Here is a 15,774-nt window from a genome sequence, read left to right on the forward strand (position 1 = left end):
GGCCAGCCTTTCTGGCCCAATAAGATGCAAGGAGCAACAAGCACATGGCCTATTCCGGCCCCTTCCAGTACGGCGACCGCGTCCAGCTCACCGATGCCAAGCGCCGGCACTACACCATCGTCCTAACCGAGGGCGGCCAGTTCCACTCGCACAAGGGCATCATCGAGCACAGCCAGATCGCCGGCCTCGACGAGGGCTCGGTGGTCACCTCCAGCCTGGGTTCGGACTTCCTGCTCTTCCGCCACCTGATGGTGGACCACGTGCTGTCGATGCCCCGCGGCGCGGCCGTCATCTACCCCAAGGACTCGGCCCAGATCCTGATCGAGGGCGATATCTTCATGGGCGCCCGCGTGCTGGAGGCCGGCGCCGGCTCGGGCGCGCTGTCGATGACCCTGCTGCGCGCGGTCGGCCCGGAGGGCCAGGTCTTTTCCTACGAGGTGCGCGACGACCACTTGGAATACGCCGTGGACAACGTCAAGGAATACTTCGGTGAGACGCCCCAGTGGTGGACCCCGCGCCTGGGTGATCTGGCCGACGTGCAGGTCGAAGACCTGGGTGGCCCGGTCGACCGGATTATCCTGGACATGCTGGAGCCCTGGGAGCACCTGGAGAAGGTCCGCGACCTGCTGATCCCGGGTGGCGTCTTCATGACGTACGTGGCCACCGTGCCGCAGCTGATGAAGGTGATGGAAGGCATCCGTGAGCTCAAGTGCTTTACCGAGCCGCGTGCCTGGGAATCCCTGGTCCGCGAGTGGAAGGTCGAGGGCCTGGCCACGCGCCCGGAGCACCGCATGAACGCGCACACGGCCTTCCTCATCTGGACCCGTCGCCTGGCCGACGGGGTGACGCCGCCGCGCCCGCAGCGCCGCGCCCGCCGTTAGGGAATCTATCCGCGGGGGATAGGCAACCCCGCACAATGTTGGGGCGGATAGTCCGCTCGTCGCTAAAAACGTTAGGGTAGTGACATGGATGACACGAAAGAGTTGCGTCGCCAGATTTCACAGCTGGCCGACCGCAACGCGAAGCTCGCGGAGCTGCTGAAGGATTCGCGCGACAAGCTCGGCCAGCTCGCCGCCGATGTCAACGCCTTGGCCGAGCCGGCCTCGACCTACGGCACGTTCCTGGGCTATAGCCAGACTCCTTCCGGCGGCCGTGAGGAGGCCGAGGTCTTTACCAACGGGCGCCACATGCGCCTGAAAATCTCCCCCGAGGTGGAGCAGGGCTCCCTGCGGGTGGGCCAGCAGGTGCGCATCGGCGATGGCATCGTCGTAGTCGAGGGCGTGGCAGCCCAGCGTACCGGGCACCTGGCCACCGTGTTGGAGCGCCTGGGCCCCGACCGAGCCCTGGTCACCAACGGCCCGGCCGACGAGGAGGTCATCACCCTGGCCGAGTCGCTGCGCGATTCGCTGCGCGCCGGCGATACCGTGCTGGCGGATACGAAGGCCGGCATCGGGCTGGAGGTCGTCGCCAAGACGGAGGTTTCCCAGCTGTCCCTGGAGGAGATCCCCGAGGTCGAGTTTTCTGATATCGGCGGCCTGGACGCGCAGATCACCCAGATCCGGGACTCGGTGGAACTGCCCTTTCTGCACCCGGAGCTCTACCGCTCCTTCGAGCTGCACCCGCCCAAGGGCGTTCTGCTCTACGGCCCGCCGGGCTGTGGCAAGACGCTCATCGCCAAGGCGGTGGCCCACTCCCTGGCGCAGAAGATGGGGGCGGGCGAGCCCAGCTACTTCCTCAACGTCAAGGGGCCGGAGCTGCTCAACAAATTCGTGGGCGAGACCGAGCGCAAGATCCGCCTGATCTTCGAGCGCGCCCGCGAGCTGGCCGGCAAGTCCACCAACCGCCCGGTCATCATCTTTTTCGACGAGATGGAGTCCATCTTCCGCACCCGCGGCTCGGGCGTGTCCTCCGACATGGAGACCACGGTCGTCCCGCAGCTGCTGGCTGAGCTCGACGGCGTGGAGGACCTGCGCAACGTCATCGTCATCGGCGCGACGAACCGCGAGGAGCTTATCGACCCGGCGATCATGCGCCCGGGCCGCCTCGACATCAAGATTCGCGTCAGCCAGCCCAACAAGCAGGGCGCGCGCGAAATCATGCAGCGCCATTTCCCGGAGTCCATCCCGCACGCGGGAGACCGGGAGGCGCTGATCTCGTCGAGCATCGCGGAGCTTTTCGCCCCGCGCCCGTTCGTCAACCTGCACCACGCCGACGACTCGGTGACCACTCTCCATTATCGCGACTTCGTGTCCGGCGCGATGATCGCCAATATCGTGGCCCGTGCCAAGAAGCTGGCCATCAAGGAGTCCCTGGCCACGGGCAAGCAGGCGGCCATCGAGATGCGCCACTTGTCCCAGGCGATGGCGGCCGAGCAGTCGGAGAGCGAGCACGTGCCGACCTCGACCAACCCGGAGGAGTGGGCCAAGATCGTCGGCGGCAACGCCACCGGGCAGCCCATCACGCACGTCGAATTGATTGGATTTAGGAGCCCCACGTGGCACGCCTTCTAGGAACCGAGACCGAATACGCCATCGTGACCCCCGATCGGCCGGATTTCTCGCCGATCGTCTCCTCGACCCACGCGGTGGTCGCCTACGCCGCCCTGCACACCGACGCCCGCACGCGCTGGGACTTCGCCGAGGAGCACCCGCTGCGCGACAGCCGCGGCTTCGACCTCAAGCGCTACCAGACCGTCCCAGTGGTGGACCCGCACGCCATCGGCGTGGCCAACGTGGTCACTGCCTCCGGCGCGCGCTTCTACGTCGACCATGCCCACCCGGAGTATTCCTCGCCGGAGTGCCGGAACGCCTGGGAGGGCATGCTCTACGATGCCGCGGGCGACGTGGTGCTGCGCAAGGCGGCCGCGGCCGTGGCCCAGCTGACGGCACAGGATACCTCGGTCTTAAGTGATCACGAGCCCTGCCCGCCGCTGAAGTTCTACAAGAACAACGTGGACGGCAAGGGGGCATCATACGGCTCCCACGAGAACTACCAGTGGTCGCGCAGCACTGACTTCGATGACCTAGCCCAGGGCCTCATCCCGTTCTTCGTTACCCGGCAGGTTGTTACCGGCGCCGGGCGCGTCGGGCTTGGCCCGGAGGGCGAGGAGCCCGGTTTCCAGATTTCCCAACGCGCGGACTATATCGAGCAGGAGATCTCCCTGGAGACCACGCTCAACCGCGGCATCATCAATACCCGCGACGAGCCGCACGCCGACGCCCACCAGTTCGGGCGCCTGCACGTCATCATCGGCGACGCTAATATGTCGCAGACCTCCAACCTGCTGAAGCTCGGGATGACCTCCCTGGTCATGGACGCCATCGAGGCCGGCGTGGACTTCAGCGATGTGCGCCTGGCCAACCCGGTCGAGGCCGTGAGCACCGTCAGTCGGGACCTGGAGCTCAAGGAGAAGCTGCCGCTGCGCGGCGGCGGCGAGATGACCGCGCTGGAAATCCTGGCCGTCTACCGCTCGCGGGTTAGCGCGGACACCGACGCCGAGCGCGAGGTCTTGCGCCGCTGGGACGAGGTTATCGAGCTACTCGAAGCCGACCCGCTGCAGGCCGCGCACCTGCTGGACTGGGTAGCCAAGTACCGCCTCATCAAGGGCTACCTGGACCGCGGGGTGGCCGCGAATGACCCCAAGCTGGCGCTCATTGACCTGCAGTACACCGACATCGACCCGTCCAAGTCCCTCTACCACGCGCTGGTGCAGCGCGGGCAGCTGCGCACCTTGGTCAGCGAGGAGGAGATCGAGCGGGCCGCCGAGGTTGCCCCGCCGGGTTCCCGCGCGGGGCTGCGGGGAGCGTTCATGCAGCACTACGCCGCCGATCTCATCTCCGCGAACTGGCAGTACGTGGCGATTCGCCAGGGAGATCTGACCGCGCTTTTCGAGCTGGACGAACTCCTAACGGCCGAGCCGGAGACCCGCGAGGCGATAATCCACGGCGAGCTGGGGCTCGACCAGCTCATCTCCCGGCTCAAGGCCGAGGGGATTAGCCCGGAGTACCGTTAGAACTAGTAGCACTAGCGAAGCTTTAGACACACGCACCTTAAAGGCACCGGCCTGGGAAGGGAGAAGACAACACCATGTCACAGCAGAACCAACAGATTCACTCTGGTGGCGGCGACGACCACGATGGCGCCGCCGAAGACGGCGCCTTGGGCTCCGGTCAGGCACAGATTTCGACTACCGGAACCGACGATCTGCTCGATGAGATCGACGGCCTGTTGGAAAACAACGCCGAGGAATTCGTCCGCCACTACGTGCAGAAGGGCGGGCAGTAGCCGGTGAGCCCGCTGTCCACCCACGGCCCGCAGCAGGCGCCCGGGCCCTTCGCGCGCCGGATTATGGGCATCGAGACCGAATACGGGCTGTTTTCCTCGTCGCCGGAGGACCGCCGCGGCCTGGACCCGGATGAGCTGGCGCGCAAGCTCTTCCGCCCGGTGGTGGAGAAGTATTCCTCGTCGAATATCTTTACCGCCAATTCCTCGCGTCTCTACCTGGACGTCGGCTCGCACCCCGAGGTGGCCACGGCCGAGTGCGACAGCCTGACCCAGCTGCTCAACCACGAGCGCGCCGGCGATGCCATCGTCGATGAACTCGCCCGCGCCACCGAGGAGGAACTGCGCGCGAGCGGGGAGGCCAACGCGGTCTACCTGTTCAAGAACAACGTGGACTCGGCCGGCAATTCCTACGGTTGCCACGAGAACTACCTGGTCTCGCGCCACCTCGTGCTCAAGGAGCTGAGCACGGCGCTGCTGCCGTTTTTCATCACCCGGCAGCTCATCTGCGGCGCCGGGCGCATCAAGCCGGCGACGGGGTCTGCTCCCGCGCAGTTCGTGCTCTCGCAGCGCGCCGACCAGGTCTGGGAGGGCATTTCCTCGGCCACGACGCGCTCGCGGCCCATCATCAATACCCGCGACGAGCCGCACGGGGATTCCTCCCGCTTCCGCCGCATGCACGTCATCGTGGGCGATTCAAACATGGCGGAACCGACCTTCGCGCTGAAAGTGGGCTCGGCCCTGCTGATGCTGGAGATGCTCGAGGCCGGCTTCGACGTGCCCAGCTTCGCTATCACCGAGCCCATCGCCCAGATGCGCGCCATCGCCGGCGACCAGACCGGCCAAACCCCGTTAACCCTGGCGGACGGACTCACCATCCCGGCCATTGAGGTGCAGCGCCAGCTGGTTAGCGCCGCCGCGCGCTGGCTGGACGAGCGGCCCGACGAGGGCACGCCGAACAGCGAGATGCGCCGGGTCGTCGACCTGTGGGAGCGCATGGTCACGGCCGTCGAGACGCAGGACTTCAGCCAGGTCGATCAGGAGATCGACTGGGTGATTAAGAAGAAGCTGCTGGACAGCTTCCGGCAGAAGCTGGACTGCGATTGGTCGCACCCCAAGCTGGCGCAGGTCGATCTGACCTACCACGACATCCGGGCAGGGCGCGGGCTCTACAGCGTGCTGAGCCGCCGCGGCCTGGTCCGGCGGTGGACCACGGACGAGGCGATCGCCGCCGCGCGCGAGCAGGCCCCGGCCACGACTCGGGCGGCGATGCGCGGGAAATTCCTGGCCGCCGCTCGGCAGACCGGCGCCAACGTCACCGTCGACTGGACCAAGCTCAAGGTCAATCGGCCCGAGCCCCGCGTCGAGCAGTTCCTCGATCCTTTCGTCGCGGACGATCCCCGGCTTAAACCGCTGCTAGACTACATGCAGGAAAATCGAGGACACTAGGCAGGCACTGCCCAGCCGGCGAAACCGGCCGGCGTGCTCGTGCCACGGGGAAGGAGAGCGGAGAGAACTTGGCTGGTGCTACCGTCACGCAGGGCTCGCGCCGCGACAAGGCCGTCGAGCGTTTGACCAATCTCTGCTTCGCCCTCCACGGCGCCGCCTCGAACGGCGGCAGCCCCGACCGCTCCGCCGCGTGGATCCGCTCCCACGTGGCGGGCTACCAGGACCTGGGCGACGAGGCCTTCCACAAGCAACTCAGCCGCGACATCCGCAGCCTGCAGCGCGCCGGCGTGCCGGTTATCCAGTCGGCGTCCAAAACCAGCGGGGGACTCGGCGAAGAGCGCAGCCAGTCTGTCTACCGCATGCAGCAGGCCGACTACCAGCTAGCCGAGGTCGAGTTCACCCCGGAGGAGGCCATGGTCCTGGGCGTGGCCGCCGGAATGGGGCAGCCGGGCGGGCTGAGCTCGTTCTCCTCGTCCGCGTGGACGAAGATCGCGGCCTCCGGGGCCTCCCGCGACCTAAGCGGCGCTCCGGTCTACACCGCGGACAATGACCTGACCCGCCTGGATCCAAACATCGTGCGCGACATCCTGACCACCGTGCGCAAGGGGCTGCGGATCAACTTCACCTACGTGCCCGGACCGCAGCAAAGCGCCCAGTCCCGTTCCATGGACCCGTGGGGGCTGGTGACCCTGCACAACCGCGTCTACCTGGTGGGCTGGGATAACGATCGCGGTGCGCCCCGCGCCTTCCGGCTGCTGCGGGTCACCGAGATCCGCGCGACCCGGCAGACCCCGGAACACGGCGAGCCCACCCAGTCCCTGCAGGAGGTCGTGGAAGCCTCCCTTAACCGGGACGTCGTCGAGCGCGCCGTCCTGCGCATCCCCGCTGGCAAAGCCGGGGAGCTGGAAGCCCTCGGCACGCCGGGCCCCGACGGCACCGTGGTGATAGAAGAAATCTCGCGCGACTTCCTCGTGCGCACGGCCGCCGGTTACGCCGCGGACGTGGAGGTGCTCGAGCCGGCCAGCGTGCGCGAGGACATCGCCGCGCTGCTGCGCGCGGCTGCCGCCACCGCTTCCCAGGACAACCAGGATGAGGAGGCCCGCTACTAATGGCCGACGCACCCCAGAAACTGCACGCCCTGGTCCAGTCCCTGAACTTGATCCCCTATTTCCGTAGCCACCCCAAGGCCACGCTCATGGAGGCCGCCCAGGACCTCGGCATGGACGTGGCCGAGCTCAACAGCGCGCTCAACCGCCTTTTTTGTTCCGGGGTGGGGCAGCGCACCGAGGATCTGATCGACATCAGCTTCGGCTACCGCGAAGGCGTGACCATCGTGGACGACCAAGGGCTCAACCAGGCGCTGCGGCTTACCCCCACGGAAGCCGGCGCCCTGCTGCTGACGCTGGAGTCGCTGGAGTCCATGCCCGGGCTCATCGACACGGCCGCGGTCCAAAGCGCAGCGGAGAAGGTCCGCGGCATCATGGACGATAAGACCCGCGCTATCTACGACTCCATCGCCCAGCCGGAGGAGGCCGAGTCGGCCGCGCAGGTGGCCGCGGCCCGGGCTATTGAGACCAAGCGGCAACTCCGGCTGCGCTACTGGTCGGCCAGCTCCAACGAGGAGCGCACCCGGACCGTCCACCCGGCCCGCATCTTCATCTTCGACTCGCAGGTTTACCTGGTGGCCTGGGAAGAAGACAAGGGGGAGCACCGGCGCTTCCGCATGGACCGGATCCGCCAGGCCACGGTCTTGGACGAGGAGGCCCAGCCCCATCTGCGGCAGCTGGATTTCGATCCGCGGGACCCCTTCGGGCTAGCGGACAGTGACAGAGCCCATATTGAGCTGAAGAAGGAAGCCACCTGGCTGGCCGATGACTACGACATCCGGTTGGGCGAGGATCTCGGAAACGGCTACGTAGCAGCCTCTATGCCCATCGGATCGGTGGAGTGGTTCGCGCGGTTTGCTGTCGGGCATGCTGACAGGTTCCGGGTAATTGGCCCAGATTCGGTTAAGAATGCTATTGCGCACGCCAGCGAAGCGGGCCTGCAGAGATATACTGACTAATTAGCCGCTGGCAACCTTTAGCGAGTAACCAGCGAATGCGTTAGGCTCTTAGGGGCAAAATCGCCGCTCCGCGGCGCCTGTGGAGGAGAAAGAGAGAAATACTATGACGGTCGGACCCGCCCAAATTGCCATTATCATTCTGCTGATCGTGCTGCTTTTCGGCGCGAAGAAGCTGCCGGATCTGGCCCGCTCGATGGGTCGTTCGATGCGCATCTTCAAGTCGGAGGTCCACGAGATGGGCAACGACGACCAGCGCTACCAGGACGAGCAACAGCAGGGCCAGATCAGCCAGACCCCGGCTAGCCAGCAGCAGTCGGACGAGGACTTCTGGAACAGCCCGCAGATGCAGCCGCGCTACGACCAGAACAACCAGCAGGCACCGCGTCCTGACAATCAGTAAAGTCCCCACCCGCCCGTTCGCGGGAGCTGTTCGTCTTGTGTCGTGCTAACCAGGAAGTGTTCTAGAAGCGATGTCACCTAGCCCGAAGGGTTCTGAAGGTTCGCGGCCCCTACCGCAACCCAGTGCTCGCGCCGGCGCACCGGCGCGCCGTCAACGGCAGCGCGGAGGCGCGTGGGCACGCCTGAAGAAGGCACAGGAGGCCCGCCGGGCGCGCAAGAACCCGACGGGGGAGATGACGCTCATCGAGCACCTCCAGGAGCTGCGCCGGCGCATTGTCTACTCGCTGCTCGCCCTGGTGGTCGGCACGATCATTGGTTTCCTCTGGTACCAAAACGCCCCGTTCGGCTGGTCCACCCTGGGCGAGATCCTCCGCGAGCCTTATTGCTCTTTGCCGGCGGACAAGCGCGCCGACTTCACCAACGACGGCACCTGCCGCCTGCTGGCCACGACCCCGTTCGAGATGCTCATGCTGCGCATCAAGGTCGGCGCCCTGGCCGGCGCGGTCATCTCTTCGCCCGTCTGGCTCTACCAGGTGTGGGCGTTTATCGTGCCGGGCCTGCACAAGAAGGAAAAGCGCTACACCTTCATGTTCGTCAGCGTCGCCGGCGTGCTCTTCGTCGCCGGCGCCGCGCTGGCGTATTTCGTCCTCTCCGAGGGCCTGGAGTTCCTGATGTCCGTCGGCGCGGAATACCAGACCGCCGCGCTGACCGGTAACGAGTACTTCGGTTTGATGCTGACCATGCTCATCCTCTTCGGCATCGCCTTCGAGGTCCCGCTGATCATCATCGCGCTCAACCTGGTCGGCGTGCTCGAGTACGAGCACGTCAAGGGCAAGCGCCGCATCCTGTTCATCATTGTGATGATCATCTCCGCCTTTATCACCCCGGCCGACCCTTACTCGCTCATTGCCTTGTCCGCGGCCCTGTGGATCCTCATCGAGTCGGCTTTCCAGTTCTGCCGCATCAACGACAAGCGCCGCAACCGCCAGCGCCCGGAGTGGATGGACCTAGACGACGAGCAGGCCTCGCCGCTGGGCCCCGGCCCGGGGGCGGTGGGGCCGGCCGAACCGGTACCCGCGCCCACCCCGGTCAACCCGCCGAGCAGCCATCCCAGCGCCCCGGCGCCCGCGCGTCCGTTAAGCGCCCAGCCGCAGCAAGGCAGCCGCCAGGCCCGCCCGCAGCAGCCGCAGGCCGGCTTCTTCGACGACGTGCTCTAGGGCCGGGTAAGCTGGGCGGCTATGACGCAGTCGCATCTGGAATACTTCTCGCACAACCTGTCCTATTCGCTCGATGAGTTCCAGCTACTCGGCTGCCAGGCGGTAGAGCGCGGAAGCGGCGTGCTGGTCTGCGCGCCGACCGGCGCCGGCAAAACCGTCGTCGGCGAATTCGCGGTCTCCCTGGCGCTGTCCCGGGGGACTAAGTGCTTTTACACCACCCCGATTAAGGCGCTGAGCAACCAGAAGTATCACGACCTGGTCGACCAGCACGGCGAGGACGCCGTCGGCCTGCTCACCGGGGATGTCTCCATCAACGGCGACGCGGAGATAGTCGTGATGACCACCGAGGTGCTGCGCAACATGATCTACGCGAAGTCGCCCGCGCTGGATCGCCTAAGCCACGTGGTCATGGATGAGATCCACTTCCTGGCGGATGCCTCCCGCGGCGCGGTCTGGGAAGAAGTGATTCTGAACCTGGACGAGTATGTCTCCATCATCGGGCTGTCCGCCACGGTGTCGAACTCGGAGGAGTTCGGACGCTGGCTGCGCGCCGTGCGCGGCGAGACCGAAGTCATCGTCTCCGAGCACCGCCCGGTGCCGCTGGATCAGTGGATGATGATCGGCCGTCAGGTCTATTCTCTCTTCGAACCCGGCACCGACGGGGAGGTCAACCACGAGCTTCTCCGCCGCGTCCGCCGGCTGGAGGCAGGCGATACGGACGAGGGCCGCGCGGACTACCAGTCGGGGAAGGGCTTTCGGGCGCGCTCGGGCGGCGGCCGCAGCGGCGCACGACGCCCCCAGGACCGCTACCGCCCGTTGGGCCGCCCGGAGGTGCTGAAGGCCCTGCAGGGCAAGGACATGCTGCCGGCGATTACCTTCATCTTCTCCCGGGCCGGCTGCGACGGCGCGCTCTACCAGTGCCTGCGCTCCCGGATGAGCCTGACCACCCCGGAGGAGGCCGCCGAGATCGTCGAGACGGTCAACGCCGGCGTCGAGGGGATCCCGGAAGAAGACCTGGAGGTGCTGAACTTTAAGTCCTGGCGCACAGCCTTGAGCCGCGGTTTCGCCGCCCACCACGCCGGGATGCTGCCGGCCTTCCGTCACATCGTCGAAGACCTCTTCGTCCGCGGGTTGGTGCGCGCGGTCTTCGCCACGGAGACGCTGGCGCTAGGAATTAACATGCCGGCGCGCACGGTGGTGCTGGAAAAGCTCATCAAGTTCAACGGCGAGGCCCACGTGGACCTCACCCCGGGCCAGTACACGCAGCTGACCGGCCGCGCCGGCCGCCGCGGCATCGACACGCTGGGCAACGCCGTGGTCCAGTGGGCCCCGGCGATGGATCCGCACTACGTCGCGGGTCTGGCCTCCACGCGCACCTACCCGCTGGTCTCCACCTTCGAGCCCGGCTACAACATGGCCATCAACCTGCTGGGCATGCTCGGCTTCGAGGATTCGCTGCGCCTGATGGAAAAGTCCTTCGCGCAGTTCCAGGCCGACGGCTCCGTGGTCGAGGAAACCCGCGAGGTCGAAAAGGCCGAGCACCGCGCCCGCCAGCTGCGCGAGCAGCTCGACGAGTTAATCAGTGCGCTGGCCCCGCCGGCCAGCGATGCCACCACCGCCCGCCAGGAGCTGCTGGACTATATCCAGCTGCGCCAGGAGCTGACCGCGGAGGAACGCTCCTCCCAGGTCAGCGGCAAGCAGGAACGCTCCAAGGAGGTCACCACGGTCCTGGCCAAGCTGCAGGTCGGCGACGTCATCGCCCTGGCCACCAAGAAGCAGCCGTTGCTGGCGGTGGTCAATACGCCCGCCAACCAGACCAAGGATCCGCGCCCGTGGGTGACCACGGAAGGCGGCTGGTCGGGCCGTATCGATGCCTCCGGGATCGCCAACCCGCCCATCGTGGTCGGCCACATGAAGCTGCCTAGGCGCGTGACCAAGGCGCCGCGCAAGTCCGCGGGCTACGTGCAGAAACTCTTCCAGCGCAACAAGTACCCGCGGCCAAAGAAGATGCGCCTGACCCCGCGCCACCGGCCCAACAAGAAGGTGGGGCAGCTGCGCGATGCCATCCGGCAGCACCCAGTCCACGCCTGGCCCGCCACGGACCGGGAACAGCTGGCCAGCATGGCCCACAAGCTGGCCCGGCGCGAGAAGGACGCGGAGAAGCTGCGCGCCAAGATCACCCAGGCCACCGACACCCTGGGCCGCACCTTCGAGCGCATCGTCGACCTGCTGTCCGAGATGGACTACGTCGAATTCGTCGGCGCGGGCGAGGACCGGCACTCGGAGATCACCGACGAGGGCGAGCGCCTGGCCAAGATCCACAACGAGTCGGATCTCCTGGTCGCGCAGTGCCTCAAGCGCGGGATCTGGAACGACCTGGACCCGGCGGAGCTGGCCGGCGTGGTCTCCCTGTGCACCTTTGAAAACCGCAAGGCCACCCGCGGCGAGTCGGAAGCCGCCACCGACGCGATGGCCGATGCGATGAACGCCACCTGGCGCATCTACACCGAGCTGGTCGCCGACGAGCAGCGCCACCGCCTGCCGGTCACGCGCGAGCCGGAGGCCGGCTTCGCCCTGGCGATGCACCAGTGGGCCGCCGGCGCCCCGCTGGGCTACTGCCTGGCCGCGGCGGCCGAGTGCGGCGCGGAGTTGACCCCCGGCGACTTCGTTCGCTGGTGCCGCCAGGTGGTGGATCTGCTCCAGCAGGTCGCCAAGACCGGCTACGAGGACGGTATCCGGGCCAACGCCCGCCGGGCCATGGACGCTATCCAGCGCGGCGTGGTGGCCATCGGCGCTTAAGGCCTCACCAGCGACTCACTACAGCGCTTGGTTCCTATACAAACCGTGGTTCGGCGCACAGAGCCTCGGCAGCGGCGCGGATGGCCGGCAGGTGCGGTGCGAGGACGCTGACGGTCGCGACTCCGAGGTTGGGTCCCGAAGGGATCCGCGATAAGTGACTGCGTGGCGACGATCGTGCCGTCCGCGATGACCGGCCCGCCGGAGTCGCCCTTGACCGCCGGGGGAGCGTTGCGCACCAAGGCCGCGGGCCGCACGACGGTACGCAGGTTGCGCCCGATCGCTACGGGAAGGCCGAGGAGGACCCGTCCCCAGCGGGGTTGGGCCTCCTGGCGCCCGGTGGCCCCGCCCAGCCCGCCAAAGCCGTAGGTGGTGACCTCCTGGCCCCAGTGCGGCCGAGCCGCAGACAGGCCGAGCAGCGCGGGGACTTCTACTGGGTGGTGCAGGAGGGCGAGGGCACAGTCGCTGCCGTCGATGGTGCGCACCGCCAAGATCCGGCGGCGCCACTTCTTGCCGCCGCTAAACCCGTTGACGTGGTACCCGCGCCGCGGGGCAGTGCGGAAGAAGTGCGCGCAGGTCAGCACCAGGCGCGTGCTTCTGGGCCCGGCGGCAGAATGAACGGTGCCGCTGTGGGGCTCGGCGATGAGCACGCCGGTGCAGACCCGGTTGCGCTCGTTAAGGCGCACGGTGGTGGAGCTGGCAATTTCTTCCCACTGGTCGAAGGAGTCATTCATGGGCGGTTACACTGTTGTCCTATGAGTGAAAATTCTTCTGCTTTCCCTTCCGAAGTCTATCGAAACCGGATCACTGCGGCGCAGCAGCATGCGCGCGCCAACGACGTGGCCGCGCTGGTGATTAGCCCGGGCGCCGAGTTCGCCTATTTCACCGGCTCCTGGATGAGCTCGCACGAGCGTTTTAGCGCCCTGGCCATCCCGGCCGAGGGGGAGGCCTTCCTGCTGGCGCCGGCCACCGATGGCGCGGAGCTGGCCGCCGCCCCGGTCGCGGAGCTCAACTTGGCCTTCCACGGCTGGCAGGATGGCACCAACGCCCACGCGCTGGCCGCGGAGAAGCTGCGTCAAGCCCACGCGGCGGTAGCCGAAGACGGCGCGCGCCTGGCGGTTTCCGGCGTTATGGACGCCGCGCACCTGTTGGGCCTGCAGGCCCAGTTCCCGTCCGCGCAGTGGGTGGCGGCCGACCAGGTTATCGGCGCGCTGTTCTCCCGCAAGGACGGCGAGGAGATAGCGCAGCTGCGCGCGGCCGCGCTGGCTATCGATGCCGTCCACGCCCGCGTGCCCTCGCTGCTGCAGCCCGGTGTGACCGAGCAACAGGTCGCCGACCAGCTCACCGAACTCATCCTGCAGGAGCACGACGCGGTCGACTTCGTCATCGTCGGCTCGGGCCCCAACGGCGCGAACCCCCACCACAGCTTCTCCGAGCGCGTGCTTAACGAGGGAGAGCCGGTCGTCGTGGACATCGGAGGCACCTTCGGGGCCGGCTACCACTCGGACTGCACCCGCACCTACGTTGTCGGCGGCGACGTCTCCCGCGCGCCGGAGGACTTCCAGGACGCCTACGAGGTGCTGCGACAGGCCCACGCCGCCGGCATGGAGCAGGCCCGCCGCGGGGCCACCGCGGGCAGCGTCGACGACGCCTGCCGCCAGATCATCGCCGAGGCCGGCTGGGGCGAGTACTTCACCCACCGCACCGGGCACGGCATCGGCCTATCCACCCACGAGGAACCCTTCATCGCCGCCGGCAACGATCTGGAGCTGGCCGAGTCCATGACCTTCTCCATCGAGCCCGGCATCTACAAGGAGGGCGAATGGGGCATGCGCCTGGAAGACATCGTCACCATTAACGGCGACGGCGTGGCCGAGAGCCTGAACGAGGGCGAGCGCGGCCTGCGATGAGCGCGCAGAACAACACCGCCGGCCAGGCAAGTACGTCTCCCCAGATCCCGGGCGCAGTCCTGGTGCTGGGCGGACGCTCGGATATCGGCACGGAGATCGCCGCGCTGCTCGCCCCTGGGCGCCGGGTGGTGCTTGCCGCCCGCGGGGACGAAGGCATCGATAAGCAGTGCTCCCGGCTGCGGGCTGCCGGCGCGAGCGAGGTGGACTTCCTCGACTTCGACGCGCTGGACATGGACAACCACCGCGCCGTGGTGCGCCGCGCCCGTGAAGTCGCTGGCGAGATCACCACGGCGGTGGTGGCCTTTGGCATCTTGGGAGATCAGGACCGCGCCGAGACCGACGAGGCCCACGCCGCCCATATCGCCCAGCTGGACTACACCGCGCAGGTCTCCATGCTGACCGTGCTCGCCGACGAAATGGAACGCGGGCATATCGTGGCCTTTTCCTCCATCGCGGGCTGGCGCGCCCGCCGGGCCAACTACGTCTACGGCTCCACGAAGGCCGGCCTGGACGCCTTCTGCCAGGGGCTGGCGGACCGACTGCACGGCGGGCCCTTGGCGCTGATCACGGCCCGGCCCGGCTTCGTCATCGGCTCCATGACCGAGGGCATGAAACCCGCGCCGCTGTCCGTAACCCCCGACGTGGTGGCGCGCTACGTCGTCGACGCCATCGGTGGGGAGGCGGACAAGGCCGCAGCCGGTGGCGCCTTGACCAGTCGGACACTGTGGATCCCAGGCACGCTGCGCCTCCTGGCGTGGGTGATGGCCCTGGTACCGCGCCCCATCTGGCGGCACATGCCGCGCTAGTCCATGGGGCTGATGATGCCCTCCGGGCTGACCGCGCTGGCGTCGAAGATGAACCCGCGGGGAGCCAGGACGCGCAGCACGACGTCGGCGTCGCCCTCGGCCAGGCCGTGCAGGACGAGCCCGCCGAAGGGCGTGACGGTAATCGGCACGCCCAGGTGGCCCAGCAGCGTGGCGTACTCGGCCGGCAAAACACCCTCGGGCAGGGCAGTGCCCAGATCCACGAGGCCGTCGTCGCGGTGATCGCCCAGCCAACCGATGGGCCCGACCGAGCCGGTATCCGTGTTGGCATCACCCGTGCCGGCCCCGCCAGCCATATCGGCGGCGTCGGCGGCTTCTTGCTGAAGAAGCTCCCGGACGTGCTCCCAGGCATCCTCCTGGGCAGCGTGGCTGGCCAGTTCCTCAGCGCCGCGGAAGACGGTAAAGGAAGACCCGGCTAAGGCTACCCGGAAGCGGGCCGGCACAACCTGCAACGGCTCGTCCCCAGCGCCGATGGCCACGCGGGCGCTACCGGGCGGACCAACGGCCCCGTCCTCGGCCAAGCGGTCGGCGAGCCCGCGGGCGAATTCGCGGGCGGCATCAGACAGGGGAGAAGCCAGAATTTGATGCGCGCTGCCCGGCCACGACAGCTGGCCCAGGCCGTGCGCTACGGCCTCCTGATCCTGGATGCCGTGCAGGGCCACGCGGCTCCACGCACCCAGGTAAACCTTGCCGTCGGCAAAGTCGTAGGCCGTTTTCCCGAGCGCAAACCAGTCGTCCGAGCGGGTAAGCCCGCCGGGGATGAGGGTATCAGCGGACGGCGCGGAACCTGAGTGGGAGAAATTCAGCAATGCCATAGGCAGTAGTCTAATTGC

Annotated in this window: 14 protein-coding genes; 12 read left to right on the top strand and 2 right to left on the bottom strand. The window is 67.4% G+C overall.

The window, feature by feature from the left end; genetic code table 11:
* Window positions 1-44: 44 nt before the first annotated feature.
* The 10 genes from VVR85_RS02350 to VVR85_RS02395 all read left to right on the top strand — a co-directional run bounded on the left by VVR85_RS02350 (window position 45) and on the right by VVR85_RS02395 (window position 12,210).
* Entirely contained in the window at window positions 45-881 is an 837-nt protein-coding gene (locus VVR85_RS02350) for a tRNA (adenine-N1)-methyltransferase (RefSeq protein WP_368519344.1), read from the top strand.
* Between the two features lie 84 nt (window positions 882-965).
* Complete coding sequence (gene arc / locus VVR85_RS02355) at window positions 966-2,510, top strand: proteasome ATPase (RefSeq protein WP_368519345.1); 1,545 nt, start codon at window positions 966-968, stop codon at window positions 2,508-2,510.
* A complete protein-coding gene (dop, locus tag VVR85_RS02360) occupies window positions 2,495-4,012 on the top strand; it encodes a depupylase/deamidase Dop (RefSeq protein WP_368519346.1) in 1,518 nt (505 codons plus the stop codon). The genes arc and dop overlap by 16 nt, the downstream gene beginning before the upstream one ends.
* 74 nt (window positions 4,013-4,086) lie before the next feature.
* Window positions 4,087-4,284: a ubiquitin-like protein Pup gene (locus VVR85_RS02365; RefSeq protein WP_368519347.1), complete on the top strand. Its 198-nt coding sequence runs from the start codon at window positions 4,087-4,089 to the stop codon at window positions 4,282-4,284.
* Between the two features lie 63 nt (window positions 4,285-4,347).
* A complete protein-coding gene (pafA, locus tag VVR85_RS02370) occupies window positions 4,348-5,730 on the top strand; it encodes a Pup--protein ligase (RefSeq protein ID WP_368519431.1) in 1,383 nt (460 codons plus the stop codon).
* Between the two features lie 68 nt (window positions 5,731-5,798).
* A complete protein-coding gene (locus VVR85_RS02375; protein ID WP_368519348.1) occupies window positions 5,799-6,839 on the top strand; it encodes a helix-turn-helix transcriptional regulator in 1,041 nt (346 codons plus the stop codon).
* On the top strand, window positions 6,839-7,795 hold the full coding sequence (locus VVR85_RS02380; RefSeq protein ID WP_368519349.1) for a helix-turn-helix transcriptional regulator: 957 nt from the start codon (window positions 6,839-6,841) through the stop codon (window positions 7,793-7,795). Before VVR85_RS02375 ends, VVR85_RS02380 begins: the two co-directional genes overlap by 1 nt.
* A gap of 103 nt (window positions 7,796-7,898) precedes the next feature.
* Complete coding sequence (gene tatA, locus VVR85_RS02385; RefSeq protein WP_368519350.1) at window positions 7,899-8,195, top strand: Sec-independent protein translocase subunit TatA; 297 nt, start codon at window positions 7,899-7,901, stop codon at window positions 8,193-8,195.
* Between the two features lie 232 nt (window positions 8,196-8,427).
* Window positions 8,428-9,411: a twin-arginine translocase subunit TatC gene (gene tatC / locus VVR85_RS02390; RefSeq protein ID WP_368519351.1), complete on the top strand. Its 984-nt coding sequence runs from the start codon at window positions 8,428-8,430 to the stop codon at window positions 9,409-9,411.
* Window positions 9,412-9,432: 21 nt separating this feature from the next.
* On the top strand, window positions 9,433-12,210 hold the full coding sequence (locus VVR85_RS02395) for a DEAD/DEAH box helicase (protein ID WP_368519352.1): 2,778 nt from the start codon (window positions 9,433-9,435) through the stop codon (window positions 12,208-12,210).
* Here VVR85_RS02395 and VVR85_RS02400 read toward each other — a convergent pair.
* Entirely contained in the window at window positions 12,207-12,941 is a 735-nt protein-coding gene (locus VVR85_RS02400; protein WP_368519353.1) for a serine protease, read from the bottom strand. The two genes, VVR85_RS02395 and VVR85_RS02400, sit on opposite strands and share 4 nt — an antisense overlap.
* Window positions 12,942-12,962: 21 nt before the next feature.
* Between VVR85_RS02400 and VVR85_RS02405 the strand changes: the two genes are divergently transcribed.
* Both VVR85_RS02405 and VVR85_RS02410 read left to right on the top strand, forming a co-directional pair.
* Window positions 12,963-14,117 (top strand): M24 family metallopeptidase, encoded by a 1,155-nt coding sequence (locus tag VVR85_RS02405; protein WP_368519354.1) that lies wholly within the window; start codon window positions 12,963-12,965, stop codon window positions 14,115-14,117.
* The gene (locus tag VVR85_RS02410) at window positions 14,114-14,923 is read left to right on the top strand and encodes an SDR family oxidoreductase (RefSeq protein WP_368519355.1); all 810 of its coding nucleotides are present in this window, start codon (window positions 14,114-14,116) and stop codon (window positions 14,921-14,923) included. The genes VVR85_RS02405 and VVR85_RS02410 overlap by 4 nt, the downstream gene beginning before the upstream one ends.
* On the opposite strand, the gene VVR85_RS02415 is transcribed toward VVR85_RS02410, so the two are convergent.
* Entirely contained in the window at window positions 14,920-15,756 is an 837-nt protein-coding gene (locus tag VVR85_RS02415; protein WP_368519356.1) for a hypothetical protein, read from the bottom strand. The two genes, VVR85_RS02410 and VVR85_RS02415, sit on opposite strands and share 4 nt — an antisense overlap.
* Window positions 15,757-15,774 lie beyond the last annotated feature (18 nt).

This window comes from Corynebacterium sp. LK2590 (assembly GCF_040946105.1).
GTDB lineage: Bacteria > Actinomycetota > Actinomycetes > Mycobacteriales > Mycobacteriaceae > Corynebacterium.